Below are 24,272 nucleotides of genomic sequence, written 5' to 3'. Positions count from 1 at the left end.
CCACACGGAGATAGGCATAATGTGTGGTACAGCACTCGCTCGGTTACGCGGGGAGAAGGGAGCGAGGATCCGTGGTCTCGTCGATGCACCGCGCGAGTGATGCGCTGCGCGCGGCAGGTGACGTCGACTTCTCGTCACGCTGGCGGGCACGATTATGGGAAGCGGTGACCGAGTTGGCGGACGAGCTGCAGCGTGTCGCCGACGACGGGGGATTCGAGGTCGAGGTGATCGATGAGGCTGGGGCCGTTTTGTGGATCTGGCGCCGGATGGCGCGAGGACGCATGGCGCCGGCCCCGCTTGTAGGCGAGCACTCGGTGGAGCGTCGCGACGGCTGTGTGTGCTATTCCGCGCCGATCCAGGACGCGTGCGGGTGCTTGCTGGGCGCGATCAAGCTATGCAGCGCCGGGGAGCGGCCCAATGCGCTGGGGCCCACGGTGGCGCGCATGTTGGCCTCGGTGATCGAGACGCGGCTGCGTGACACCTGGGAGGAGCGCGCCGAGGAGAAAGGCGCGCCCGTGGAGCTGCAATGTCTGGGCGTAGCAAAGCTGCTGGTCGATGGGCGCCCGGTGCGCGCCACGTTGCGCCAGCTGGAGATCCTGGCGTTGCTGGCGCTGCGCCCGGCGGGTTTTTCGCCGGGTGAGCTGGCCGCCGAAATCTACGGCGATCGGTGGGTGGCCGCCACCACCCTGAAAAGCGAGGTGTGTCATGTGCGCCGGCTGCTGGGCGGGCGGCTGGCCGCACGCACCTACGCGCTGCTGGCCCCGGTGAAATGCGACGCCGTCGAGGTGCTCGACGCGCTGTCGCGTGGGGATGTCGCCGCGGCGGTGCGGCGCTATGCGGGCCCGTTGCTGCCGCAATCGGAGGCGCCGGGCATCATCGCCTGGCGTGATCAGCTGGAGGTGGCGATTCGCAACGCGGTGCTGGCCAGCGACTCCCCGGAGCCGGCCCTGGCCCTCGGCGAGGTCTGCCCCTATGACTCCGAGTTGCACGAGCACGCCCTGCGCCGGCTGGCCCCCACCGACCAGCGCCGGCATCTGGCGCTCGGGCGGCTGCACGCCGCGCAAGCCGGCTGAGGCTAGAAACACCAACCCAGCCGGCGCGCGACCGATGGCTCTGTTGGCGCTGACAGATCGGCTGCCAGCGCGGTGTTCAGAGAGAAAAGATGGGGAACAGCGCGAACAACACCAGGGTGACGGTGGTGACCGCTAGAACACCATGCAAGCCGATGACGGCAATCGGAAACGACTGCTCCGGTTCGGCGGGTGTGGAAGAGGCCTTCGGTTGCCCGCCCGAGGTCACCGCTTGCCGCGCATAGTACGTCGCGGCCCATCGCGCCAGCATGATGAAACCCAGCACCGCGACTACAAGGAGCACCAAGGAAGCCGCCACCGCGACCGCGGGATTGCCGGTCGCCAAATAGGCGATCCAGAGCAGCAGGCCCGCCGCCGCCGAGAAAAAATGGGCTCTTCTGACGCTTCCGTGGGCCGGTTGTTGATGTAAGGGGCGCACGTCGTTGTGGCTTAAGGTTTCTGGCTTGTGGAAGGTCAGGAACCAAAGGAGCCAACAACGACGTGCGCAATGTGAGGCTATGGCGTGCGCTGCTGGGTGTCGACCAGCGCACCGTGATCGAAGACATCGAGTTCGAGGAGTTCGGGCAGGAAGACGCCGACGGCGACACGCTGGTGGTGGCGCGGGTGCGGCCGCGAAGTGGTGTTTCGCGCCGTTGTGGCCGCTGCGGTCGCAGGGCGCCCTGGTATGACCGGGGTGAGGGTCGGCGCCGGTGGCGGGGCCTGGATTGGGGCACGATGCAGGTGGTGCTGGAGGCCGATGCGCCGCGGGTGAACTGCCCCGCCCATGGGCCTACGGTGGTGGCGGTGCCGTGGGCGCGCCACCATGCCGGGCACACTTTGGCCTTTGATGACACGGTGGCCTGGCTGGCGGTGGCGTGTTCGAAAACCGCGGTGTGCGAGTTGATGCGGGTCGCCTGGCGCACCGTAGGGGCGATCGTGGCGAGGGTGTGGGCCGACACGGAGAAGAGGATCGACCGGTTTGCGGGTCTGCGTCGGATCGGCATCGATGAGATCTCCTATAAGCGTCACCACAAGTACCTCACGGTGGTGGTTGACCACGACAGCGGCCGGCTGGTGTGGGCCGCCCCGGGCCGCGACACCAAGACGCTGCGGCGGTTTTTCGACGCTCTGGGCGCCCAGCGGTGCGCGCTGATCACCCATGTGTCCGCCGATGCGGCGGAGTGGATTGCCGATGTGGTCGCCGAGCGCTGCCCGGGCGCGATCCGCTGCGCAGATCCGTTTCATGTGGTGGCCTGGGCCACCGAGGCGCTGGATGCCGAGCGGCGCCGGGCCTGGAACGACGCGCGAGCGATCGCGCGCGGCGAGGCCAAATGGGGCTGTGGTCGGCCCAGCAGGAACACCGCGCCGCGGCCGGGTCATGAACGAGCACGGCGGCTCAAAGCCGCCCGCTACGCGCTGTGGAAAAACCCCGAAGACCTCACCGAACGCCAAACCGCCAAACTGGCCTGGATCGCCAAGACCGACACCCGGCTCTACCGCGCGTACCTGCTCAAAGAGGGCCTGCGGCATGTGTTTTCGGTCAAAGGCCAGGACGGCAAAGACGCCCTCGACAAGTGGATCTCCTGGGCGCGGCGCTGCCGCATCCCGGTCTTCGTCGAGCTGGCCCGCCGCATCAAACGCCACCGCGAGGCCATCGACGCCGCCCTCGACCACGGCCTGTCCCAAGGATTGATCGAATCCACCAACACCAAGATCCGCCTGCTCACCCGCATCGCATTCGGATTCCACAACCCCGCCGCGCTGATCGCCCTGGCCATGCTCGCCCTCGGCGGGCACCGCCCCACCCTGCCCGGCCGCGGCTAACACCCCTCCACCAGGGCACCCCTCGGGTTTCCCCTCTCAGACGTCGCCGATTCTGCGCTACCCGCTCGTCGGTGTCCATGTCGTTCCGCCTCGCTGCGCTCGGGGGCTCCACATGGACACCTCCCACCCGGGCAGCGCTACAGGCAACTATCGCGGAAGGGAGCACAAACGAATTCAACCATCAGATCACGGCCCCGAATCGGCCCCACCCACCCACGGATACGTCAGGAGGGCCAAAAAATGCCCGAATACCACCGACGGCGCCAGCTTCGTATTCTGGCCGTGGTGGCCGCCACCGGCAACCCACTTGGCGAGCATGTACGAGCCGCCGAGAGCGGTCACGATCCAGGCGATCAGCGCTGCGATACCCATGATCCGTGTCCTTCCTTCATTTTTACCTAACCTATGGCTAACCAGCCGTGGTGAACCCTTGTGCCTGATCGGCCTCACCCGCAACGCGCACACCGTAGCGATAGGCCAACTTGCCGCCCAGATACCCGGATACGGCCAGCCCGGAGAAGCCGAGCGCGTTTAGCACCAGCGGCCCGACACCAACCGGCGCACCGGTACCGTAGTCGCCTCGCCGCCACACGAAATTGACCATGTAGGCGGTCGTGATGAGCAGGTTCATCGTCATGTGCGCGACGCCGGTGCGAAACGCGGGCGTGCCCGAGGGAATCACGACGAGGTCGAGGAAGCCGATCATCGCCGCGGCGAATGCGCCCAGGATCCCGATCGCCAGCAGCCATTCCGAGCCCTGCGCGAGAAACCCGGCATTGTCGACGACGCGCGAACTCACGTCGAAGATGAGGCTGCACGCCCACGCCCCGATGGGGATCGTCACCAGAACCGGATGAAACGGGTGCCCGTAGGGGCCCGCCAAAACGGTGCTGACCGGCCTCTTTGCGTCATGTAGCCGTGTGGTCATGCCCACCTCCGGGACCATTTGACCAATTAATGCTAGTTTTATTGGGTGCGGCGGGTCAACAGCCGAAATCGTGAGCGGGACGCCATCAGGGCCGTCGCCGCGCTCGACGAGGGGGTGCGCCGCCGGCTGTTTGACTTCGTGCGCTCGGCGGGCCACCCGATCAGCCGAGACGAGGCTGCCGCGGCGGCCGGGATCTCGCGCAACCTGGCCGCATTTCATCTGGACCGGCTCGTCGACGCCGGACTGCTGCGCTTTCGGTTCCGCCGCGAGGGTGCGCCGCGGGTGGGCCGGCGCCCCAAGGTATACGAGCCGGTCGCCGAGGCGATCCGGGTCAGCATCCCGGAACGCCGGCACGAGCTGCTGGCCGAGATTCTGGTCGAAGCGGTGCTCGGCGAGAGCAGCGAGGTGTCGGCGACGACGGCCGCGGCCAGCGCCGCCCGTCAGCGCGGTCATGATGCCGGGGCGGCGCGGCGCAACATTCTTCCGGCAGGAACACCGGAAACCGAGCAGGGGCTGGTGACGGCGGAAAAGATCATCACCGACTACGGATTCGAGCCGGCCCGGATCAGCCCGCACTGCATTCGGCTGCGCAATTGCCCGTTTCATCCAATCGCCCAGCGCGCGCCCGAATTGGTGTGCGAGCTGAATTACGCTTTCATGCAAGGCATTCTCGACGGGCTGCGCCTGAAGGCGGTCGCAGCCGTGCGTTCTCCCGCTGCCGGGGAGTGCTGCGTCGAACTCCGCGGGGAGACCGGCGCGAGCCCTGACTAACTGACTGCCACACCGACGGCGGCGCCCCGGGGCAGCACCCGGTCGCGGCGCGCTGGAGCAGCACCCGCCGGCTTATTCGCGGGCTTTAGCTTCCGTTGCGAGGCCGAGGAATCGCACCACGGCGGCGATCGCCGACGGGCTGATCAAGATGGAATAGTGATCGGCATCGACGTCGACCACGGTCGCGTTGCGGGCCCCGGCGAGAAACCGCTCGGCGTCGTCGCGCGTGACCACCAGGCCGCCTCCGGATGCCATGGGTTGGCCTGCCCGGAGCACCAGGACCGGGCAGACCAGCCGGCGCCACAGCCCATAGACGTCGTGCGCCGCCGCGCTTGTGCTGTCCTCGGTCACCGCGCCCAGGTCGGTGCGGACCCGCACGCCGTCCCCGACGGGTTCGAGTTCCCACGCAAAGTAGTTGTCCCAGAACTCGTCCCAGTGCGCAACAATGCCAGCGGCTCGCACGGATGACAGCGCTGCTCGCGCAGACGGATAGGTGCGGCCCAGCCTGCTCACCGACCGCGCGACGGACAGCAGGGCACCGGGTTCGGGTGTGCCGAGAGCATCGACGAGCACAAGCCGCCGGCACCGGCGCGGATACCGGGCGGCCAGCATCATCCCCAGGAAGCCCCCCATGGAGTGCCCGATCACATCGAATGATTGCAGCCCGAGGAGATTGGCGATCTCCACCAGGTCACGGACGTGGGAATCCCAGCCGTAAGAACCCGGCGGGGTGATCTCGCTGCGACCGCGACCGCGTAAATCCACACTCACAACGCGGTACGCCGCATCCCTCAGCGCCGGCACGAATCGGTCAAACGACCGGCAATTAGCCGACAAGCCGTGCACGCACAGGATTGGGCGACCCAGCGGGTCGCCGTGCGATTCCATGTGCACCGCGCCGGATGTCAGCTGAAGCCGGGTGTTGGTCATGGTGTCACCCGCTGGCACTTTCGGTGCCGGTCCGGACACGGGTGGGCGCGTCTCATGGTGGGCCATTATGCGCCGCAGTCCACCGGCGATAACCGGCTAAACTCGACACATCACACGCGAACCGCAAATCAGGGCGGATGTCGAGATATCGATCGGCCACATCTCGCGACGGAACACGCCTGCGGGTCTGGGACAACGAAGGCAGCGGGGTTCCGGTGCTGATATCCAACGGGCTGGGCACCCCGCATCACGCCTGGCCCACGATCAACCGGCAGACCGGCCGCTACCGGGTGATGACGTGGGACTATCGCGGTCTGGGTGGGTCGGATCGCCCCGCCGATGAGTCCCGGATCACCATCGCCGACCACGCCGATGATCTTTTCGCGGTTCTCGACCACTACGGCGTTGACCGTGCGGTAGTGATCGGATGGTCGGCCGGTGTCAACGTCGCATTCGAGGCGGCCCTGCGCGAACCCCGGCGGATTGCCGGTGTGCTCGCCGTCGCCGGTGTTCCTGGGGGCACGTTCGACGCGCTGCTGCACCCGCTGCCGCGCTTCTTGCGCCCGCGTGCCGGACGGGTGGGAGCGCACCTGATGCGCTACCTCGGGCCGGTCCTCAATCGGCTGGGCGATGGATTGCCCGGCACTCCCGAACACGGCTTTGACCTCCGCGGGGCGCCGGCACTCGGGCTCGACCTGCTTCACGGCGACATCTTGCTTCACGTGTTGCGACAATTCGCCAACCATGATTGGCCCTGGTATTCCCGCCTTGCCCGTGCGGTCGGCGACCATCCGCCCATCGATCTGGGTGCGATCGATATGCCGGTCACCTATGTGGCGGGTACCTGGGATGCGATCACCTCGGCCGAACGAATGCGGGCGGTCAGCAAGCAGACACCCCATAGCCGCTACGTCGAACTGCCGGCCACACACTTCGTGCCGCTGCAGTTTCCTGACCGCATGTCAGCCGAGCTCGACAGTCTTATCGCCCGATGCCGGTTGTGACGAGCGCAAAAAGCTAGCGATGACCGGCCCGACTTCCGCGGCCCGATCCACCACGCAAAAGTGCCCTCCCCCGCGCACCCGGTGAAGCCGGGCGCGGGGAATCAGTGCGGCGAGAATGTCGGCATTCTCCGGCGGGGCCACCGCGTCCGCGCTGCCGGTGATCACCAGGACCTGCTGGGGCAGCCGCGGCAACCACGGCAGGCTGGACCACAGCCAGGTGGCCGCGATGCGCTGGACGAGCTCGTCTGGCCGCAGGCTATCCGGCCAGCTGGCACCGAATTCCCGGCGCACCGTTCGTAACCACTGCCACGCCCACCACTGCGGCACCAACCCCAAGGGGGCGGGCAGCGCGTCCTCCCGCATAGCCCGCCACCAGCTCATCGGGTTGCTTGGTATCCCCCCCAGCCCACAGATAGTCCCTACCAGGATCAGCCCTCGGACCCGGGCGGGCATGTCATAGGCAAGTTGTTGAGCGACCATCCCGCCGAATGAAAACCCCAGCACGTGGGCGTGGTCGATGCCCAGTTCGTCGAGCGCGTCGCCGACCAGTGCCGCGAATCCGGCCATCGTCAGCACGGACCGACAGCCCGCGGCGTCGGGCCGCCCGGGTAGCGCCAACTCGATGCGCTCGAAGCCGTCAAGGTATTGCTCCAACGGCCGCCACGTCGCCGGAGACCCGGCGATTCCGTTCAGCAACACCACCGGCCGCTTAACCAGCGGTGGCGCCAAACATGATAGCCATGCCGGTGGCTAGTACCGCTTGAGCCAAAGCCGAGTGACCCTGCGACCCGCATTCCGCCGCGTGGCGCTGCCCTTTCGGGCGCAGGAGTGTCCGGAAAACCCGGGATATCCAGAACATTGCTGCGAGTGCAAAGCTGACGGTAGCGATCCAGTTCACCGCGTTGACCCAAAAGGGAGACACGCCGCCCGCCGGCATTCCCGGCATCGACGGATCCAGAGAAGCCTGGCTCGTGGCGTTCGACCGGCCCGGCAGCAGACGACCGTCCATGAGGACATACATCCACGCCATCGCCAGCATCATCACACCGTGATATCCCCACAGGCCACGCTGGGGAGCGGCTCGGGCCGTCCCGATGGCCGTCGTCGCAAACCACAGGGCCGCGAGCAAGAAAAACACCGCGGGTCCGATCGTCGGAAACCCTGCGCTCCACGGCCAGGCCATCACCGCCATCGCCACCGCCATCGCGAAATGCAGCCCGTGGTCAACGACCGACATCCATGGCCGGCGTTCCGTGATGATCGTCAGGCCGCTTTCGGCGGCACCCAGCACGAACAATCCGGTGACTACCCAACGAAGCACCAGGTCATGGATCATCCAGGGTCGGCCGCTCTGATCGGTTATCGGGAAACTGACGAAATTGGGGATCGGGGGTTACCTTGCTTACCTTATCGCTACCGCGGCCCGAGACCCGTCTGGGACTCGCGGCCGAAGCGGCGCAGCCGCAGCGAGTTGCTGACCACGCTGACCGAGGAGAATCCCATCGCCGCGCTGGCGAGGATCGGGTTGAGCAGGCCCAGCGCGGCCAGGGGGATGGCGGCGATGTTGTAGCCGAACGCCCACCCCAGGTTTTGGTGGATGGTGCGCAGGGTCTGCCGGGAGAGCTGGATCGCGCGCACGACACCGTCGAGCCGGTCGGACATCAGGGTGATGTCGGAGGCCTCGATGGCCACATCGGTGCCGGTGCCGATCGCGATGCCCAGATCGGCCTGCACCAGCGCGGGGGCGTCGTTGACGCCGTCGCCGACCATCGCCACCCGCCGGCCCTCCCGTTGCAGCCGGCGGATCTCGCTGACCTTGTCTTGGGGCAACACCTCGGCCAGCACCCGCTCGATACCCAGCTGCCCGGCGATCGCGGCCGCCGTGCGGGCGTTATCGCCGGTGATCATGGCGACCTGCAGCCCCATGGCGTGCAGCCGGCGCACCACGGCGGCGGCCTCGTCTTTGACGGTGTCGGCCACCGCGAGCACCCCCACAACCCGCCCGTCATAGCCGACGAACACCGCGGTGAGCTCCCGTTCTTCGAGCCCTGTGGCCGCCGCGGCCAAATGCTCGGGCAGCAGGCAGCCGTGCTCCTCGATTAGGGGGCGCCGCCCCACGCACACCGGTGCGCCGTCGATCTCGGCGCGCATCCCCAGCCCCGCGCGGTTGGCAAAACCCGTGGCCGCGGGGATCGCCAGCCCCCGCTGGCGGGCGGCCGCCACGATCGCCGCCCCGATGGGATGCTCCGAGCCCGACTCCGCCGCGGCGGCCACCCGCAACACCGGATCGGCCTGCTGGCCCCGCTCGGGGATCACCTCGATGAGCTGCATCCGCCCGCGGGTGAGGGTGCCGGTCTTGTCGAACACCACGGTGTCGATCCTCTTGGAGCCCTCCAGCACCTCGGCGCCTTTGATCAAAATCCCCAGATCCGCGCCCCGGCCGGTGCCGACCATGATCGCGGTGGGGGTGGCCAGCCCCAGCGCGCACGGGCAGGCGATGATCAGCACCGCGATCGCGGCGCTCATCCCGGCCAGCGGGTCGAGGATGACCAGCGCCCACTCGGCGAACGTCAACACCGCAATAGCGATGACCACCGGCACAAACACCGCCGAGATCCGGTCGGCCAGCCGCTGCACCGGGGCCTTGCCGGCCTGGGCCTGCTCAACCAGGCGCACGATCTGCGCCAGCGCGGTATCAGAGCCCACCGCGGTGGCCCGCACGCTCAACAGCCCATCGGTGTTGAGGGTCGCCCCGGCGACATGATCGCCCACCGCTTTCTCCACCGGCGCCGACTCCCCGGTAAGCATCGACTCGTCCACCGCGGCGCGCCCCTCGATGACCTCACCATCGACGGGGATCTTCTCCCCCGGGCGCACCCGCATCACATCCCCGACCCGCACCCGCTCCACCGGCACCAGGACTTCGTGGCCGTCCACGAGCAACCGGGCCTCCTTGGCGCCCATCTCCAGCAGCTTGCCGATCGCCTCGGAGGCCTTGCCCCGCGCCCGGGCCTCCAAAGAGCGGCCCAACGTCAAAAACGCGATAATCAGCGCCGCGGTGTCAAAAAACAGCGGCCCGCCCACGAAAAGCCCATAGGTGGAATAGCTGAACGCGGTCAGCGTGCCCAGCGTGATCAGCGTATCCATGTTCGCGCTTAGCGCCCGCGCCCGCTGCGCGGCCCCCCGAAGAAACGGCCAGCCGGCCACGAACTGCACCGGTATCGTCGCGGCGAACGCCGACCAGCGCGCCCACGAGTAATCACAGCAAAACATGGTCAACACAAACACCAGCAGCCCCAGCGGCCAGGCCAGCCACACCCGCCACAACCAGGTGCGCTGCGCGCGCCGACTCTCCTCGCCCGGCGAGGGTGGGCTCGCGGTGACCGGCTCCAGGTGATAGCCCAGGCGCTCGATCGCCTCGCGCAGCCGCTCGACATCCACCTCACCGGGCCGGCAATCCACGCGCGCGATCCCGGTGGCGAAGTTCACCTCCGCCTCGGCCACCCCCGGCTGCTTGGACAACGTCTTCTGCACGCGGGCCGCACACGACCCACACGTCATGCCCGCCACCGCGAACTCGACCTGCGCCGTCAGGGCACGGTCGCTCGCTTCGGCGTGCCAGGATGCTTCAGCCACCATGCAGATTCGCCCCCGAGAAGCGGATAAGGAAGCCCGAGGAGCGGATAAGGAAGGGGGTCACGGCGCTCCGGCGGCGCCACCCGTAGCACCCGAGGCGGCCACCTGGGCGCCAACCCCTCCGGTAGCCGACGGTACGCTCGGTCCGGCTGATGTGCCGGGCGCCGGTAGGCATGCCGCTCCTTTCGTGCCACAGTTAGCTGGGCAACGCTACCGGCGCGGGGTTGGCATAAGGTTGGTCCGGTCTGCGGCGTCCCGGTTCGCAGCGAAGGATTTTGCCGACTCGCGTCATCCGTTCGTCGCGGGCTTTAGGCCCGGCATCGCCATCCCGGCGCATTGCCCTGAGCTTCAGCTTCGCAGCGACCAACGGCCCGCTTAACCAACTTTTAACCAACCCTGTGCAGTAAGAATGCGGGTTAACGCAGCAGTAGTAGTTCGATGCTGCGCAAATTAGAGGGCCATGTGCAAGCGAGGAGCCAAGATGATTTACGCCAAGCCCGGTACCGAGGGAAGCATTGTCGATTTCGCCCCGCGGTACGAGAACTTCATTGGCGGCAAGTGGGTACCGCCTGTCGAGGGCCGCTATTTCGAGAACCCGTCGCCGGTTGACGGCAAGACGTTCTGCGAGGTCCCGCGATCCTCAGCCGCCGACATCGACCTGGCGCTCGATGCCGCGCACGCCGCGGCGGACAAGTGGGGCCGGACACCCGTGGCCGAGCGCTCAAGGCTGCTGAACAAGATCGCCGACCGGATCGAAGAGCACCTCGAAGAGCTGGCGGTGGCCGAGACCTGGGAAAAGGGCAAGCCGGTGCGCGAGGAGCTGGCCGCCGACCTCCCGCTGGCCGTCGACCACTTCCGCTACTTCGCCAGCGTTATCCGCGGGCAAGAGGGCAGTCTCTCCGAGATCGATGAAAACACCGTCGCGTATCACTTCCACGAGCCGTTGGGCGTGGTCGGCCAGATCATTCCGTGGAACTTCCCGATTTTGATGGGTGCCTGGAAGCTGGCTCCCGCCCTGGCGGCCGGCAACTGCGCCGTGCTCAAGCCCGCCGAGCAGACCCCGGTGTCGATCCTGAAAGTGATCGAGCTGATCGCCGACGTGCTGCCGCCCGGGGTGGTCAACGTCGTCAACGGATTCGGTGTCGAGGCCGGCAAGCCGCTGGCCTCCAGCCCGCGGGTGGCCAAGGTGGCGTTTACCGGCGAGACCACCACGGGCCGGCTGATCCTGCAGTACGCCAGCGAAAACATCATCCCGGTCACACTTGAGCTGGGCGGCAAGAGCCCCAACATCTTCCTGCCGGACGTGATGGCCGCCGACGACGCGTTCGTCGACAAGGCCGTCGAGGGCTTCGTGATGTTCGCGCTCAACCAGGGCGAGGTGTGCACCTGCCCGTCGCGCGCGTTGATCCACTCGTCGATCTATGACGCCTTCATAGCTCGGTGCCTGGAACGCACCAAGGCGATAAAGGGCGGCAGCCCGCTGGACACCGACACCATGATCGGCGCGCAGGCCAGCAACGACCAGTACGAAAAGATCTTGTCCTACATCGACATCGGCAAGAAGGAAGGCGCCGAGCTCCTTACCGGCGGTGGCCCGCGTCAGGTCCCCGAGTACCCGGACGGCTACTACATCGAGCCGACGATCTTCAAGGGCACCAACGACATGCGGATCTTCCAGGAGGAGATCTTCGGCCCGGTGGTGTCGGTGACCACGTTCGACTCCACCGAGGAGGCGCTCAAACTGGCCAACGACACGCTTTACGGGCTGGGGGCGGCCGTGTGGACGCGCGACATCAACACCGCCTACCGGATGGGCCGCGAGATCAAGGCCGGCCGGGTGTGGGTCAACTGCTACCACGAATACCCCGCGCATGCGGCGTTCGGCGGGTACAAGAAGTCCGGCATCGGGCGCGAAAGCCACAAGATGATGCTGGAGCACTACCAGCAGACCAAGAACCTGCTGGTCAGCTACTCGCCGAACAAGCTGGGGTTCTTCTGATGGCGACCGGCACGTCGCGGGTCGACATCACGCCGGCCGCCGAGGAGGTGCTGCGCCGGCTGATCGAGCAGCACGGACCGCTGATGTTTCATCAGTCCGGCGGGTGCTGCGACGGCAGCTCGCCGATGTGCTACCCGAGGGGCGAATTCCGCGTCGGGGCGTCCGACGTGCTGCTCGGCACCGTCGGCGCGGATGACACCCCGTTTTGGATGAGCGGTGACCAGTACGAGTACTGGAAGCACACCCATCTCACTGTCGACGTCGTCAAGGGCCGTGGCGGAGGGTTCTCGCTGGAGGCCCCCGAAGGGGTGCGGTTTCTGATCCGGTCGAGGCTGCTAACCGATGAGGAGTTCGAGGCCCAGATTGCCGCAGCGTCATCCGAGCGCAGCGCCACCGGCTGACCGGGAGCTGACGAGAGGGGAACACCACCCCGCGGCCACACCGCGGCCGGGTGGGCTGGAAGGGCTTTCAGCGAAGTCCCTGAGCCAACCGTCTCCGCGGAAACGCTGGGCCAGCAGCTGGTGAGCGCTGGCCCAGCGTTTCCCGCCAGCGGGTGAGGGACCTGAAAGTCACGCGGACAGCGGGGCTGAATACCTGCAGGCGCCTCCGATGTGAAGCTGTGCCACGAGCAAACACCGATCAACAAGGGACGGCCAAACCGGCGAAAGGAGAGGAACGGATGAAAACCAAAGCGGCGGTGCTCTTCGAGGGCGGCAAGCCCTTCGAGATCGTCGAACTCGACCTTGATGGCCCGCGAGCCGGAGAGGTGCTGATCAAATACACGCACGCTGGCCTGTGCCATTCCGATCTGCATCTCACCGACGGCGATCTTCCGCCCCGGTTCCCGATCGTCGGCGGGCACGAGGGCGCGGGAATCATCGAGGACGTCGGCGAGGGCGTCACCAAGGTCAAGCCGGGCGATCACGTGGTGTGCAGCTTCATCCCCAACTGTGGGCGATGCCGCTACTGCGCCACCGGCCACTCGAGCTTGTGCGACATGGGCGCGACGATCCTCGAGGGCTGCATGCCGGACGGGTCGTTCCGGTTCCATTTGGGCGACGCCGATTTCGGCGCGATGTGCATGCTGGGCACCTTTGCCGAGCGGGCGACGATCTCGGAGCACTCGGTAGTCAAGGTCGATGACTGGCTGTCTCTGGAGAGCGCGGTGCTGGTGGGTTGCGGGGTGCCGACCGGGTGGGGCAGCGCCACCTACGCCGGTGCCGTCCACGCCGGGGACACCACCGTGGTGTACGGCATCGGGGGTGTCGGCATCAACGCCGTGCAGGGCGCCAAGCATGCGGGCGCGAAATATGTGATCGCGGTCGACCCGGTCGAGTTCAAACGCGAGACCGCGCTGAAGTTTGGTGCCACCCACGCGTTCGCGACGGCGGACGAGGCGGCGGCAAAGATCACCGAACTGACCTGGGGGCAGATGGCCGATCAGGCGATCATCACCGTCGGCACCGTCGACGAGCAGGTGGTCAGCGACGCCTTCAACGCAATCGGCAAGGGCGGCACGGTGGTGATCACCGGGCTGGCAAACCCCGCGAAACTGACCGTGCATGTGTCCGGCTGCGTGATGACGCTCTACGAGAAGACGATCAGGGGCAGCCTGTTCGGGTCGGCGAATCCCCAGTACGACATCGTCAAGCTGCTGCGGCTCTACGACGCCGGCCAGCTGAAGCTGGACGAGCTGATCACCACGAAGTACACCCTTGAGCAGGTCAACGAGGGTTACCAGGATTTGCGGGACGGCAAGAACATCCGGGGAGTCATCGTCCATGCCACCTGAGCCGAGCTACGCGTCGGGACGCGCGAACGTCCCACTGCTCGGCGACACGATCGGTGACAATTTCGACCGCGCGGTGCGGGCGTTTGGCGACCGCACCGCGCTGGTCGAATGCTGGACGGGCCGGCGCTGGACGTATCGGGAGCTAGCGTCGGAGATTGATGCCTTAGCGCTTGGTCTGCTCGCATGCGGGATCACCAAGGGCGACCGGGTGGGCATCTGGGCGCCCAACTGCGCGGAGTGGACGTTTACCCAATACGCGACCGCGAAAATCGGGGCGATCCTGGTCAACATCAACCCCGCCTATCGTGTCCACGAGCTGGAGTATGTCCTCAACCAGGCCGGCGTCGGCTTGCTGATCGCGGCGGAAAAGTTCAAGACCTCCGACTACGCCCGGATGATCGGGGAAGTCCGGCCGCGATGTGCGGCTCTCAAACATGTGGTGCTGCTCGGCAGCGACGATTGGCGGGCGTTGCTCGACGCCGGCCGGCGGGCCGATCCCACGCAGCTGTCGCAGCTGGGTGAGATCCTGAGCGCCGACGACCCGATCAACATTCAATACACGTCGGGCACCACCGGGTTTCCGAAAGGCGCCACGCTAAGCCACCACGGCATCCTCAACAACGGCTTTTTCGTTGGGGAGATATGCCGCTACACCGAGGCCGACCGGATTTGCGTCCCGGTGCCCTTCTACCACTGCTTCGGCATGGTGCTGGGCAACCTGGCGGCGACAAGCCACGGCGCCTGCGTGGTGCTGCCGGCACCGTCGTTCGAGCCGCGGGCCACTCTTCAGGCCGTACAGGCCGAGCGCTGCACATCGCTCTACGGCGTGCCCACGATGTTCGTCGCCGAACTGGCCGAGCCCGCATTCGATGACTTTGACCTGGCCAGCCTGCGAACCGGCATCATGGCCGGCTCACCGTGCCCGGTGGAGGTGATGAAACAAGTCATCGAGCGCATGGGCATCACCGACATCACGATCTGCTACGGCATGACCGAGACCTCGCCGGTGTCAACGCAGACCAGCGCCGAGGATTCCATCGACCGGCGAGTGTCCACCGTGGGGCGGGTGCACCCGCACCTGGAGGTCAAGATCGTCGACCCGCACAGCGGGGTGACGGTGCCCCGGGGCACGCCGGGCGAATTGTGCACCCGCGGGTACTCGGTGATGCTGGGCTATTGGGAGCGACCCGACTTGACCGCCGAGGTGATCGACGCCGCCCGTTGGATGCACACCGGGGATTTGGCGATCATGGACGCCGAGGGCTATGTGAGCATCGTCGGCCGGATCAAGGACATGGTGATCCGCGGCGGGGAGAACATCTACCCGCGGGAGATCGAAGAATTTCTGCACACCCATCCCGATATCGTGGATGTTCAGGTGATCGGCGTTCCCGATCCCCGATACGGAGAAGAGCTCATGGCGTGGGTCCGGTTGCGCGACGGAGCCCGGCCGCTGACCGCCGAGGATCTGCGGGCTTTCGCCGCCGGCAAGCTGGCGCACTACAAAATCCCGCGCTACGTCCACGTGGTCGACACCTTCCCGATGACGGTCACCGGCAAGGTTCGCAAAGTCGAAATGCGCGAGATGGCCATCGAAATGCTTCGCCGGCAAACAAGCCAGCGCACGGTCCGGCAAACACTGTAGGTCGCTCGGCGCGCCGCGCATTGCGGCCCGGCGGTGGCGCGGTGACGGTGCCCGCGGTGGCGCGGTGATGGCGCCCGCCTGAGGCCGTCGCGAGGTCCGCGCCGGGATTTTGACCAGCGGGCACGTAATGCTAGTCACGGGCGGATAACAGACGCTATGCTGCCAACGACGTCGAACCGGGGTGTTCGTGACAGAGCCCCGGCCGGCGGACAAGTCGATACTGAACCAACCTCTTACCAACCTTGCGGTGCGAGTGTGTGGCGCCGCGCGCGGGGTGAGTTCGTGCCGACGCTGGTGCGATGACTGGATGGACGACCGGGCAACGAGTCGGTGGTCACCCACCGAGACGGGCAAGGAGGGGATGGGTGCGGCATAACGCGGCAGTGCGTGTCGGTGTGGGAGGCCTCCGATCGTGAGGACGCAGCGATGACGGCGCCGACCGGGGTGGCCACCTACGCCGGGGGCCGGCTACGGGAGCCAGTAGCGCTGGTTGGCGGTTTCGCCCGGATGTGCGCGCTGACCGGCAAGGCCCTTTTCCGCTGGCCACTGGAGTGGCGTGAGCTGGTTGAGCAATGCTGGTTTCTGCTGAGCGTCACCCTGTTGCCGACGATTATGGCCTCGATTCCGCTGACCGTGCTGCTGACCTTCACGTTGAACGTGCTGCTGGCCGAGTTCGGCGCGGCAGACATCTCGGGTGCGGGCGCGGCCATCGGCGCGGTCACCCAACTAGGTCCGCTGACCACGGTGCTGGTGATCGCCGGCGCCGGCTCGACCGCCATCTGCGCCGACTTGGGCGCGCGCACCATCCGTGAGGAGATCGACGCGATGGAGGTGATGGGCATCGACCCCATCCATCGGTTGGTGGTGCCCCGCGTGGTCGCCGCGACCGTGGTTTCGGGCTTGCTTAACAGCCTGGTCGTCATCGTCGGGCTGGTCGGCGGCTTTCTCTTCAGCGTGTATCTCCAGCACATCTCGGCGGGCTCTTTCTTGTCCACGCTGACCCTGCTGACCGGTCTGCCCGAGGTGGTCATCGCGACGGTGAAAGCGGTGACGTTCGGGCTGATCGCCGGCCTGGTCGGCTGCTACCGGGGTCTGACGGTCTCGGGCGGCGCTAAGGGCGTGGGCACCGCCGTCAACGAAACCATCGTGTTGTGCGTGGTCGCCCTGTACGCGGTCAACGCGATTCTCACCACCATCGGCGTGCGATTCGGGACGGCTCACTGAGATGGCCAACGCTCCCGTTCTGCGCGCGCGGTTCCCGCGTCTTGCTGCCGGCCTCGACCGCTACGCCGGCAGCCCGGGACGCTTCCTGGACGCCTTCGGGCGGATGGTGTGGTTCGCGTTGGCGAGCCTGGGTCAGATCGTGTTCACGCTGCGCCGCTATCGCGCCGAGACGCTGCGGCTCATCGCCCAGATCGGCATGGGCACCGGCGCGCTGGCCGTCGTGGGTGGCACCGTCGCAATCGTCGCCTTCGTGACGCTGGCCGGGGCGTCGCTGGTCGCCATCCAGGGCTTCGCGTCGCTGGGCAACATCGGCGTCGGCGTATTCACCGCGTTTTTCGCCGCCCTGGTCAACGTGCGCATCGCCGCGCCGGTGGTCACCGGCATTGCGCTGGCCGCGACGGTCGGCGCCGGCGCCACCGCGGAACTGGGCGCCATGCGCATCAGCGAGGAGATCGATGCGCTGGAGGTGATGGGGGTCAAGTCGATCGCGTACCTGGCGTCCACCCGGATGATCGCCGTGACCGTGGTGATCGGCCCGCTGTACGCGCTGGCGATGCTCATGGCGTTCCTGTCCCCGCAGCTGGTCACCACCGGGCTCTACGGGCAGCCGACCGGCACCTATAACCACTACTTTCGGACGTTTCTGCGGCCCGACGACGTGCTGTGGTCATTCGTCGAGGCCATCATCATCGCGCTACTCGTGATGGTCACCCACTGCTACTACGGCTTCACCGCCGCGGGTGGGCCGGTGGGCGTCGGTGAAGCCGTCGGCCGGTCCATGCGCTTCTCACTGGTTGCGGTGGTGGCGGTGGCCATGCTCGGCTCACTGGCGCTGTACGGTGTCAACCCCAACTTCAACCTCACGGTGTGACGGCCATGACGACACAGATCACGGCGATCCCGCAGCGCACCCCGCCGTATAAGACCGTGGCCGCCATCGCGCTGGCGGTGCTCACGCTCATCGGCGTCCTGATTTTCGTGCAGTTCCGGGGCGGTTTCACGCCGAAGGTGCCGCTGACGCTGGTGGCCGACCGGGCGGGGCTGCTGGTCGGTCCGGGGTCGAAGGTGACCCTCAACGGCGTCCGGATCGGCCAGGTGGCAAACATCAGCGAGATCGACCGGGACGGCAAGCCGGCGGCCAAGTTCACCCTTGACGTGTCACCGCAGTATTTGCCGCTGATTCCGGACAACGTGGTCGCCGCGATCAAGGCGACCACGTTGTTTGGCGAGAAGTATGTGGCGCTGCGCTCGCCGAAGCATCCGGGCGCGCCGATCAGCAGGGCCACCGTCATCGACGCCAGGTCGGTGACCACCGAGATCAACACGGTCTTTGAGACCCTGACTTCCATTGCGCAGTCGGTGGATCCGGTCAAGCTGAACCTGACGCTAGGTGGCCTCGCGGAGGCGTTCTCGGGCTTGGGGGACAAGTTCGGCAGCTCGCTGGTCAACGGCGACCGGTTTCTTGACAATCTCAATCCGCGGATGGAGCAGTTGCGCCACGACGTCGGGAAGCTAGCGCAGGTCGGCGATATCCTGGCCGACGCGTCCCCGGATCTGTGGAGCGCCCTGGCCAACCTCACCACCACGGCGCGCACCCTCAACGAGCAGCAAAAGGATTTGGACGCGACGCTGCTGGCGGCCACCGGCTTCGCTAACACCGGCGCCGACGTGCTGGATCGAAGCCGGACGCATCTGGTGCAGACGCTGAGCGAGTTGGTTCCCACCACCGGGCTGCTGGACACCTACAGCCCCGAGCTGTTCTGCATGATTCGCAACGCCGCCGAGGTGGAGCCCGCGGTCAAGGAAACGGAAGCCGGCAACGGGTATTCCGTTCGGGTGCGCACCCAGGTTGTCGGTGGCGTCAACCCGTACGTCTATCCCGACAACCTGCCCCGGGTCAACGCCCGCGGCGGCCCCGGCGGGGCGCCCGGCTGCTGGCAGAAGATCACCCGTGATCTATGGCCGGCGCCCACTTTGCTGATGGACACCGGGGCCAGCATCGCGCCCTACAACCATTTCGAGATCGGCACACCGTGGGCGACCGAATACGTGTGGGGACGCCAGATGGGGGAGTACACGATCAACCCATGAACATCACTCCGAGCGCCATCAAACTCGCCATCGTTTCGCTGGTGCTGCTGGCCTTCACCGCGCTCACCGTGGTGGTCTTCGGCCAACTGCGATTCGAGAACACCACCGGCTACTCCGCGGAGTTCTCCTCGGCCAGCGGGCTGCGCCCCGGCCAGTTCGTCCGGGCTTCCGGGGTGGAGGTCGGCAAGGTCAAAAGGGTGCGGCTGATCGACGGCGACAAACGCGTGCGGGTGGACTTCGACGTTGACCGCTCGCTTCCGCTGTATCAGTCGACCACCGCGCACATCCGCTACGCCAACCTGATCGGCGATCGCTACCTGGAGCTTCAGCGTGGCACCGGTGCGGGCGCCGACCGGCTGCTGCCGGCGGGCGGGTTCATTCCGCTGGCGCGCACCGCACCGGCCCTGGATCTCGACGCGCTGATCGGCGGGTTCCGGCCGGTGTTTCGCGCGCTGGACCCGCAAAAGGTCAACACCATCGCCTCGGCGATCATCACGGTGTTTCAAGGGCAGGGCGGCACCATCAACGACATCTTGGACCAAACCGCGCGGCTCACCTCCGCCCTGGCCGACCGCGACGAGGCGATCGGCTCGGTGGTAAAGAACCTGAACACCGTGCTGGACACCATCGTCAAACACGCGGGGGAGGCCGACGCGACCGTGGTCAAACTCGAAACGTTGATCACCGGGTTGTCGAATCGGGCCGACCCGCTCGCGCAGAGCGTGGCCAATCTAAGCAATGCCACCGCCCAGCTGAACGGCCTATTAGCAGACAACCGGCCGCTGCTGCAAAAGACGGTCTCCTCCGCGCAGGGCGTCTTGCAGCCCCTCGTCGACCAGGCCGACCGGCTGGATGACCTGGCCCATAAACTGCCGACCGCGCTCACCCTCGTGGGGCGCAGCGCCGGCACCTACGGCGACTTCGTCAACCTTTACATATGTGACGTCACGCTCACGCTGAACGGCCTGCAGCCCGGCGGCCCGGTCCGCACGGTCAGGCTCTTTCAGCAGCCGACCGGAAGGTGCACACCGCAATGAGGGCACTCGAGCCGGCAAACCGGGTCCGGACCGGGACCATAGCGATCATCTTGGCACTGCTGGTCACGGCGGTGGGCCAGAGTTTCACCAGTGTGCCCATGCTTTCCGCCCAGCCCCGCTACTACGGCGAGTTCAAGGATTCGGGTGGGTTGCACGTCGGCGACAAGGTGCGCATCACCGGCGTGGACGTCGGCGCGGTGCAGGACTTGAAGATCGCCACCGGCCATGTGGTGATCGGGTTTACCACCGGCGACCACACCATCGGCACCAAGAGCCGGCTCTCCATCCGCACCGACACCATTTTGGGCCGAAAGCTGCTGGAGATCGAGCCGGGCGGCGACCAGCGGCTGCGTCCCGGCGGGACCTTGCGGCTGGGCCAAACCACTACCCCCTACCAGATCTACGACGCGTTCTTCGACGCCACCAAGGCCGCTTCCGGCTGGGACATCAACACCGTCAAGGAATCGCTGCACGTGCTGACACAGACGGTCGACCAGACCTACCCGCATTTGAGCGCCGCCCTCAACGGGGTGCAGCGCTTTGCCGACACCGTCGGCAAACGCGACGAGCGGGTGCAGCATCTGCTCGGTGAGACCAGCAAGGTGGCCGGTGTGCTGGGCGTGCACGGCGAGCAACTCAACCGGCTGCTGGTGAACGCGCAAACCCTGCTGATCGCTATCAACCAGCGTGAGCAGGCGGTATCCGCCCTGCTGGGCAACCTCAGGGCGGTCTCGACGCAGGTCCAGGGTCTGATCACCGACAACCCCAACCTGAACACCGTGCTCAAGCAGGTGAACGTGGTCAGCGACGTACTGGTCAAGCGCAAGGACGATCTGCGGGCCGCGGTCACCGAACTCGGCCAATTCGTGGCGTCGCTGTCCGAGGTGGTGTCGTCGGGACCCTATGTCAAGATGGCCACCTATAACTTCATCCCGTCCTATCAGATGATGCAGCCGTGGGTCGACGCGGCGTTCAAGAAGCGTGGCATCGACCCCGAGGAGTTCTGGCGCAACGCCGGATTGCCGGCGTTCCGGTATCCCGATCCCAACGGCACCCGGTTCCCCAACGGCGCGCCGCCGCCCGCACCCCCGGTGCTGGAGGGCACCCCGGATCATCCGGGACCTGCCGTTCCGCCGGGAACCGCGTGCTCGTACGCGCCGGCGCCCGGAGCGTTCCCGCGGCCCGGGAACCCGCTGCCGTGCGCGGGCGTGGAGACCGCCCCGTTCGGGGGTGTTTTCCCGGCGCCGATCGACGTGCAGACATCGCCGCCGAACCCGAACGGCCTGCCACCCACAGCGGGGATACCCATCGCTGGGCAGCCGGGTGAGCCGGCCCCGGATGTGCCCGGCACGCCGGTGCCGCTTCCCCCGAACGCGCCGCCGGGCGCGCGCACGGAGCACCTCGCGCCGGCCGGCCCGACCCCGCCGCTGTCGACTTTCGCGCCCATGCTGCCTCCGGGACCGCCCGCGCCCCCGGGGCCGGGGCCGCAGTTGCCGGCTCCGTTCATCACCCCGGAAGGGACGGGTGGTAGCGGCGTCACGGGAGGTAGCCAGAATTGACCACGCTCTTTGACCTTGGCAGGCTGCGGCGGCTGCGTCGCGGCTCGGTCGTCGTCGCCGCGCTGGCGGTGGCGGTGGTGCTGGTTGTCGCATTCGTGGCCCGGCTGGCCTACCAAAAGTTGACGACCAACACGATTACCGCTTACTTCACGCAGGCCATCGCCCTGTATCCGGGTGACCAGGTGACGATCATGGGGGTGCCTGCCGGCTCGGTCGATCGGGTTGTGCCGGCCGGCGACAAGATGAAAGTGATCTTTCATTACCAGAGCAAGTACAAGGTGCCCGCCGACGCCTCTGCGGTGATCGTCAACCCCACTCTGGTCGCGGCGCGCAACATCCAGTTGGAACCCGCCTACAACGGAGGCCCGGTGCTGACGAACAACGCCGTGATTCCCCTCGAGCGCACGCAAGTGCCGGTGGAGTGGGACGATTTGCGTGACAGCATCAGCAAGACGGTCGAGGCGCTGGGGCCCACACCCCAGCAACCCAAGGGCCCGTTCGGCGATGCCATCGAGGCCCTCGCCGACGGGCTGGCCGGCAAGGGCGACGAAATCAACAAGTCGCTGAACAGCCTGTCTACGGCGCTGTCGGCGCTGCACGAAAGCCGCGGAGAGACATTCGCGGTGCTACGCGGCCTGGCCACTTTCCTGAACGCGCTGCACATCAGCGAGCAGCAACTGGTATCGCTGAACAGCAACCTGGCCCAGCTGACGGCCAGCCTGACCCCGAACGACCACGCCGTCGCCGACGCGGTGCGGCAGCTCAACACCTTGCTGCCGGTGTTGCGCAAGTTCCTCAACGACAACGGTCAGGTGGCGATCCGTGACGTCAACAACCTCTCCGAGGCAACCACCCCGCTGGTGCAGCCCGACACCGCGAACGACCTGGAGAATTTCCTGCATGTTTTCCCGACGTTCGCGGCCAACGTCAGCAACGTCTATCACCCCAGCCACGGTTCCTTGACGATCATCCCGATCATCCCGGGGGTCAGCAGCTACGCCAACCCGCTGCAGTTCGTCTGCAGTACCATCCAGGCCGGCAGCCGACTCGGCTACCAGGAGTCGGCGGAGCTGTGCGCGCAGTATCTGACACCGGTGCTGGACGCGATCAAGTTCAACTACCTGCCGTTCGGCATCTTGCCGGTCAGCACCGCCGAGACACTGCCCAAAGAGGTGGCCTACTCCGAGCCGCGGCTGCAACCGCCGCCGGGCTACAAGGACACCACGGTGCCGGGAATATTCTCCCCGGACACCCCGCTGTCGCACGGAAACTTCGCGCCCGGGTGGGTGACCGCACCCGGGATGCAGGGTACCCAGGTCAGCCCCGCCACCAGCTTCCTGCTGACGCCCGAGTCGATGGCCGAGTTGATGGGCGGGCCGGACATCCCGCCGGTGGAATCCACCCTGCAGACCCCCCCGGGTCCACCCAACGCCTACAACGAGTACCCGGTGCTGCCGCCGATCGGCTTGCAGGCGCCGCAGGTGCCGATACCACCGCCACCGCCCGGCCCGGATGTGATCCCGGGACCGGTGGCACCGACGCCGGCCCCGGTGGCTGGGCCACTGCCGGCCGAGGCGGCAGCGGGAGCGGGCCAATGAGCACCGCGGGGGTGACGCGCCGGATCCGCCGGGCGGCCCGGCGGGCGGCGGTCGTCCTGGTGAGCGCGGTCGCGCTGAGCTCGTGCGCGCAGTGGCACGGCATCTCCAACGTGCCGATCCCCGGGGGGCCGGGCACCGGTCCCGGCTCATACACCATCTACGTGCAGATGCCCGACACTCTGGCGCTCAACACCAATAGCAAGGTCATGGTCGCCGATGTCTACGTGGGGCGGGTGCGGGCGATCGCGCTGAAAAACTGGGTCGCTGTGTTAACGCTCGACGTGCAGAAAGGGGTGCGCCTGCCGCGCAACGCCACCGCCAAGATCGGCCAGACCAGCCTGCTGGGCACCCAGCATGTGGAACTGGCGCCGCCGGCGGAGAACCCCTCGCCGGAACCGCTGAAAAACGGTGACACCATCCCGTTGCAAAACTCGTCGGCGTTCCCCACCACCGAGCAGACCCTAGCCAGCATCGCGATGGTGCTGCGGGGTGGGGGCCTAACGAACCTGGAGGTGCTTCAGGACGAGGCCTACAAAATCGTCAACGGGCGCGCCGACCAGATCCGCGTGCTGCTCGACAAGCTAGACACCTTCACCGCCAAACTCGAGGAGCAGGTCGGTGACCTCACCCACGCGATCGACGCTGCCGACCGGCTGCTGGCGATGGCGGCCGAACACAACAACACCCTGAATCGGGCGCTGACCGAGTTGCCGCCATTGGTGACGTACCTGGGGGACTCGCGCGGCAAGGTGATCGACGCGGTCGAGGCGCTGGGGCGGTTCAGCGATGTCACCGTGCGAACGGTCGGCCCGGCGCGGAGCCCCCTGCACCGCGACCTGGTGTCCTTGCAGCGTCCGCTCACCCAGCTGGTGCGGGCGGCGCCGTACGTAGTGCCGGCGCTGAAGATCGCGCTCACCGCGCCGTTCGACATCGACGCCGTGCCGAAGTCGTTCCGGGGAGACTTCTGGAACACCTCGCTGAACCTCGATCTGACGTTCGCCGCCCTCGACAACGGCCTGCTCACCGGAACCGGCTTCTCGGGAGCGCTGCGCGCCCTCGAGCAGTCCTTCGGCCACGATCCGAACGCGATGATCCCCGACGTCAGATACACGTCCAACCCGAACGACGCGCCGGGCGGGCCGCTGGTGGAAAGAGGTCAGTGAG

22 protein-coding genes are annotated in these 24,272 nt (G+C 67.0%); 15 read left to right on the top strand and 7 right to left on the bottom strand.

Annotation, left to right across the window (positions count from 1 at the left end; genetic code table 11):
- Positions 1-83: 83 nt before the first annotated feature.
- Complete coding sequence (locus MSM1_RS06265; RefSeq protein ID WP_213440674.1) at positions 84-1,073, top strand: helix-turn-helix domain-containing protein; 990 nt, start codon at positions 84-86, stop codon at positions 1,071-1,073.
- A 76-nt stretch (positions 1,074-1,149) separates the two neighbouring features.
- Here MSM1_RS06265 and MSM1_RS06260 read toward each other — a convergent pair whose 3' ends face one another.
- Positions 1,150-1,509 (bottom strand): hypothetical protein, encoded by a 360-nt coding sequence (locus MSM1_RS06260; RefSeq protein WP_213440673.1) that lies wholly within the window; start codon positions 1,507-1,509, stop codon positions 1,150-1,152.
- 62 nt (positions 1,510-1,571) lie between these two features.
- Between MSM1_RS06260 and MSM1_RS06255 the strand changes: the two genes are divergently transcribed.
- Positions 1,572-2,894: an ISL3 family transposase gene (locus MSM1_RS06255; RefSeq protein WP_213440672.1), complete on the top strand. Its 1,323-nt coding sequence runs from the start codon at positions 1,572-1,574 to the stop codon at positions 2,892-2,894.
- 186 nt (positions 2,895-3,080) lie between these two features.
- Here MSM1_RS06255 and MSM1_RS06250 read toward each other — a convergent pair whose 3' ends face one another.
- Positions 3,081-3,266, bottom strand: coding sequence for a hypothetical protein (locus MSM1_RS06250; protein WP_213440671.1), 186 nt, complete (start codon positions 3,264-3,266; stop codon positions 3,081-3,083).
- 37 nt (positions 3,267-3,303) lie between these two features.
- The gene (locus MSM1_RS06245; RefSeq protein ID WP_213440670.1) at positions 3,304-3,822 is read right to left on the bottom strand and encodes a DUF2231 domain-containing protein; all 519 of its coding nucleotides are present in this window, start codon (positions 3,820-3,822) and stop codon (positions 3,304-3,306) included.
- Between the two features lie 45 nt (positions 3,823-3,867).
- On the opposite strand from MSM1_RS06245, the gene MSM1_RS06240 reads away from it, so the two are divergent.
- Positions 3,868-4,593: a metalloregulator ArsR/SmtB family transcription factor gene (locus MSM1_RS06240; protein ID WP_213440669.1), complete on the top strand. Its 726-nt coding sequence runs from the start codon at positions 3,868-3,870 to the stop codon at positions 4,591-4,593.
- A 72-nt stretch (positions 4,594-4,665) separates the two neighbouring features.
- On the opposite strand, the gene MSM1_RS06235 is transcribed toward MSM1_RS06240, so the two are convergent.
- Entirely contained in the window at positions 4,666-5,523 is an 858-nt protein-coding gene (locus tag MSM1_RS06235; protein ID WP_213440668.1) for an alpha/beta fold hydrolase, read from the bottom strand.
- 137 nt (positions 5,524-5,660) lie between these two features.
- Here MSM1_RS06235 and MSM1_RS06230 point away from each other — a divergent pair, with 137 nt between their 5' ends.
- Positions 5,661-6,527, top strand: coding sequence for an alpha/beta fold hydrolase (locus MSM1_RS06230; RefSeq protein WP_213440667.1), 867 nt, complete (start codon positions 5,661-5,663; stop codon positions 6,525-6,527).
- Here MSM1_RS06230 and MSM1_RS06225 read toward each other — a convergent pair.
- The 3 genes from MSM1_RS06225 to MSM1_RS06215 form a co-directional block, all read right to left on the bottom strand.
- Complete coding sequence (locus MSM1_RS06225) at positions 6,486-7,229, bottom strand: alpha/beta fold hydrolase (protein WP_213440666.1); 744 nt, start codon at positions 7,227-7,229, stop codon at positions 6,486-6,488. The genes MSM1_RS06230 and MSM1_RS06225 overlap by 42 nt on opposite strands.
- Positions 7,230-7,236: 7 nt before the next feature.
- Positions 7,237-7,863 (bottom strand): DUF5134 domain-containing protein, encoded by a 627-nt coding sequence (locus MSM1_RS06220; protein ID WP_213440665.1) that lies wholly within the window; start codon positions 7,861-7,863, stop codon positions 7,237-7,239.
- A gap of 77 nt (positions 7,864-7,940) precedes the next feature.
- On the bottom strand, positions 7,941-10,166 hold the full coding sequence (locus MSM1_RS06215; RefSeq protein ID WP_213440664.1) for a cation-translocating P-type ATPase: 2,226 nt from the start codon (positions 10,164-10,166) through the stop codon (positions 7,941-7,943).
- A gap of 478 nt (positions 10,167-10,644) precedes the next feature.
- Between MSM1_RS06215 and MSM1_RS06210 the strand changes: the two genes are divergently transcribed.
- The 11 genes from MSM1_RS06210 to MSM1_RS06160 all read left to right on the top strand — a co-directional run bounded on the left by MSM1_RS06210 (position 10,645) and on the right by MSM1_RS06160 (position 24,271).
- Positions 10,645-12,162 (top strand): aldehyde dehydrogenase family protein, encoded by a 1,518-nt coding sequence (locus tag MSM1_RS06210; protein WP_213440663.1) that lies wholly within the window; start codon positions 10,645-10,647, stop codon positions 12,160-12,162.
- Positions 12,162-12,563 carry a DUF779 domain-containing protein gene (locus tag MSM1_RS06205; RefSeq protein ID WP_213440662.1) on the top strand — a complete coding sequence of 134 codons (402 nt, stop codon included), beginning with the start codon at positions 12,162-12,164 and terminating at the stop codon, positions 12,561-12,563. The genes MSM1_RS06210 and MSM1_RS06205 overlap by 1 nt, the downstream gene beginning before the upstream one ends.
- 278 nt (positions 12,564-12,841) lie before the next feature.
- On the top strand, positions 12,842-13,954 hold the full coding sequence (locus MSM1_RS06200) for an NDMA-dependent alcohol dehydrogenase (protein ID WP_213440661.1): 1,113 nt from the start codon (positions 12,842-12,844) through the stop codon (positions 13,952-13,954).
- Positions 13,944-15,599, top strand: coding sequence for an AMP-binding protein (locus MSM1_RS06195; protein WP_213440660.1), 1,656 nt, complete (start codon positions 13,944-13,946; stop codon positions 15,597-15,599). Before MSM1_RS06200 ends, MSM1_RS06195 begins: the two co-directional genes overlap by 11 nt.
- A 426-nt stretch (positions 15,600-16,025) precedes the next feature.
- On the top strand, positions 16,026-16,823 hold the full coding sequence (locus tag MSM1_RS06190; protein ID WP_213440659.1) for an ABC transporter permease: 798 nt from the start codon (positions 16,026-16,028) through the stop codon (positions 16,821-16,823).
- Position 16,824: 1 nt separating this feature from the next.
- On the top strand, positions 16,825-17,694 hold the full coding sequence (locus tag MSM1_RS06185) for an ABC transporter permease (RefSeq protein ID WP_213440658.1): 870 nt from the start codon (positions 16,825-16,827) through the stop codon (positions 17,692-17,694).
- 5 nt (positions 17,695-17,699) lie between these two features.
- Positions 17,700-18,914 (top strand): MCE family protein, encoded by a 1,215-nt coding sequence (locus MSM1_RS06180; RefSeq protein WP_213440657.1) that lies wholly within the window; start codon positions 17,700-17,702, stop codon positions 18,912-18,914.
- Entirely contained in the window at positions 18,911-19,951 is a 1,041-nt protein-coding gene (locus tag MSM1_RS06175; protein WP_213440656.1) for a virulence factor Mce family protein, read from the top strand. Before MSM1_RS06180 ends, MSM1_RS06175 begins: the two co-directional genes overlap by 4 nt.
- A complete protein-coding gene (locus MSM1_RS06170) occupies positions 19,948-21,510 on the top strand; it encodes an MCE family protein (RefSeq protein WP_213440655.1) in 1,563 nt (520 codons plus the stop codon). Before MSM1_RS06175 ends, MSM1_RS06170 begins: the two co-directional genes overlap by 4 nt.
- Complete coding sequence (locus tag MSM1_RS06165) at positions 21,507-23,108, top strand: virulence factor Mce family protein (protein WP_213440654.1); 1,602 nt, start codon at positions 21,507-21,509, stop codon at positions 23,106-23,108. The genes MSM1_RS06170 and MSM1_RS06165 overlap by 4 nt, the downstream gene beginning before the upstream one ends.
- Positions 23,105-24,271, top strand: coding sequence for an MCE family protein (locus MSM1_RS06160; protein WP_213440653.1), 1,167 nt, complete (start codon positions 23,105-23,107; stop codon positions 24,269-24,271). The genes MSM1_RS06165 and MSM1_RS06160 overlap by 4 nt, the downstream gene beginning before the upstream one ends.
- Position 24,272 lies beyond the last annotated feature (1 nt).

Origin of the sequence: Mycobacterium sp. SM1 (assembly GCF_018361265.1) — a bacterium.
Lineage (GTDB): Bacteria > Actinomycetota > Actinomycetes > Mycobacteriales > Mycobacteriaceae > Mycobacterium.
The sequence above is the reverse complement of the archived record's forward strand: the minus strand, read 5'-3'. Positions and strand labels throughout refer to the sequence as shown.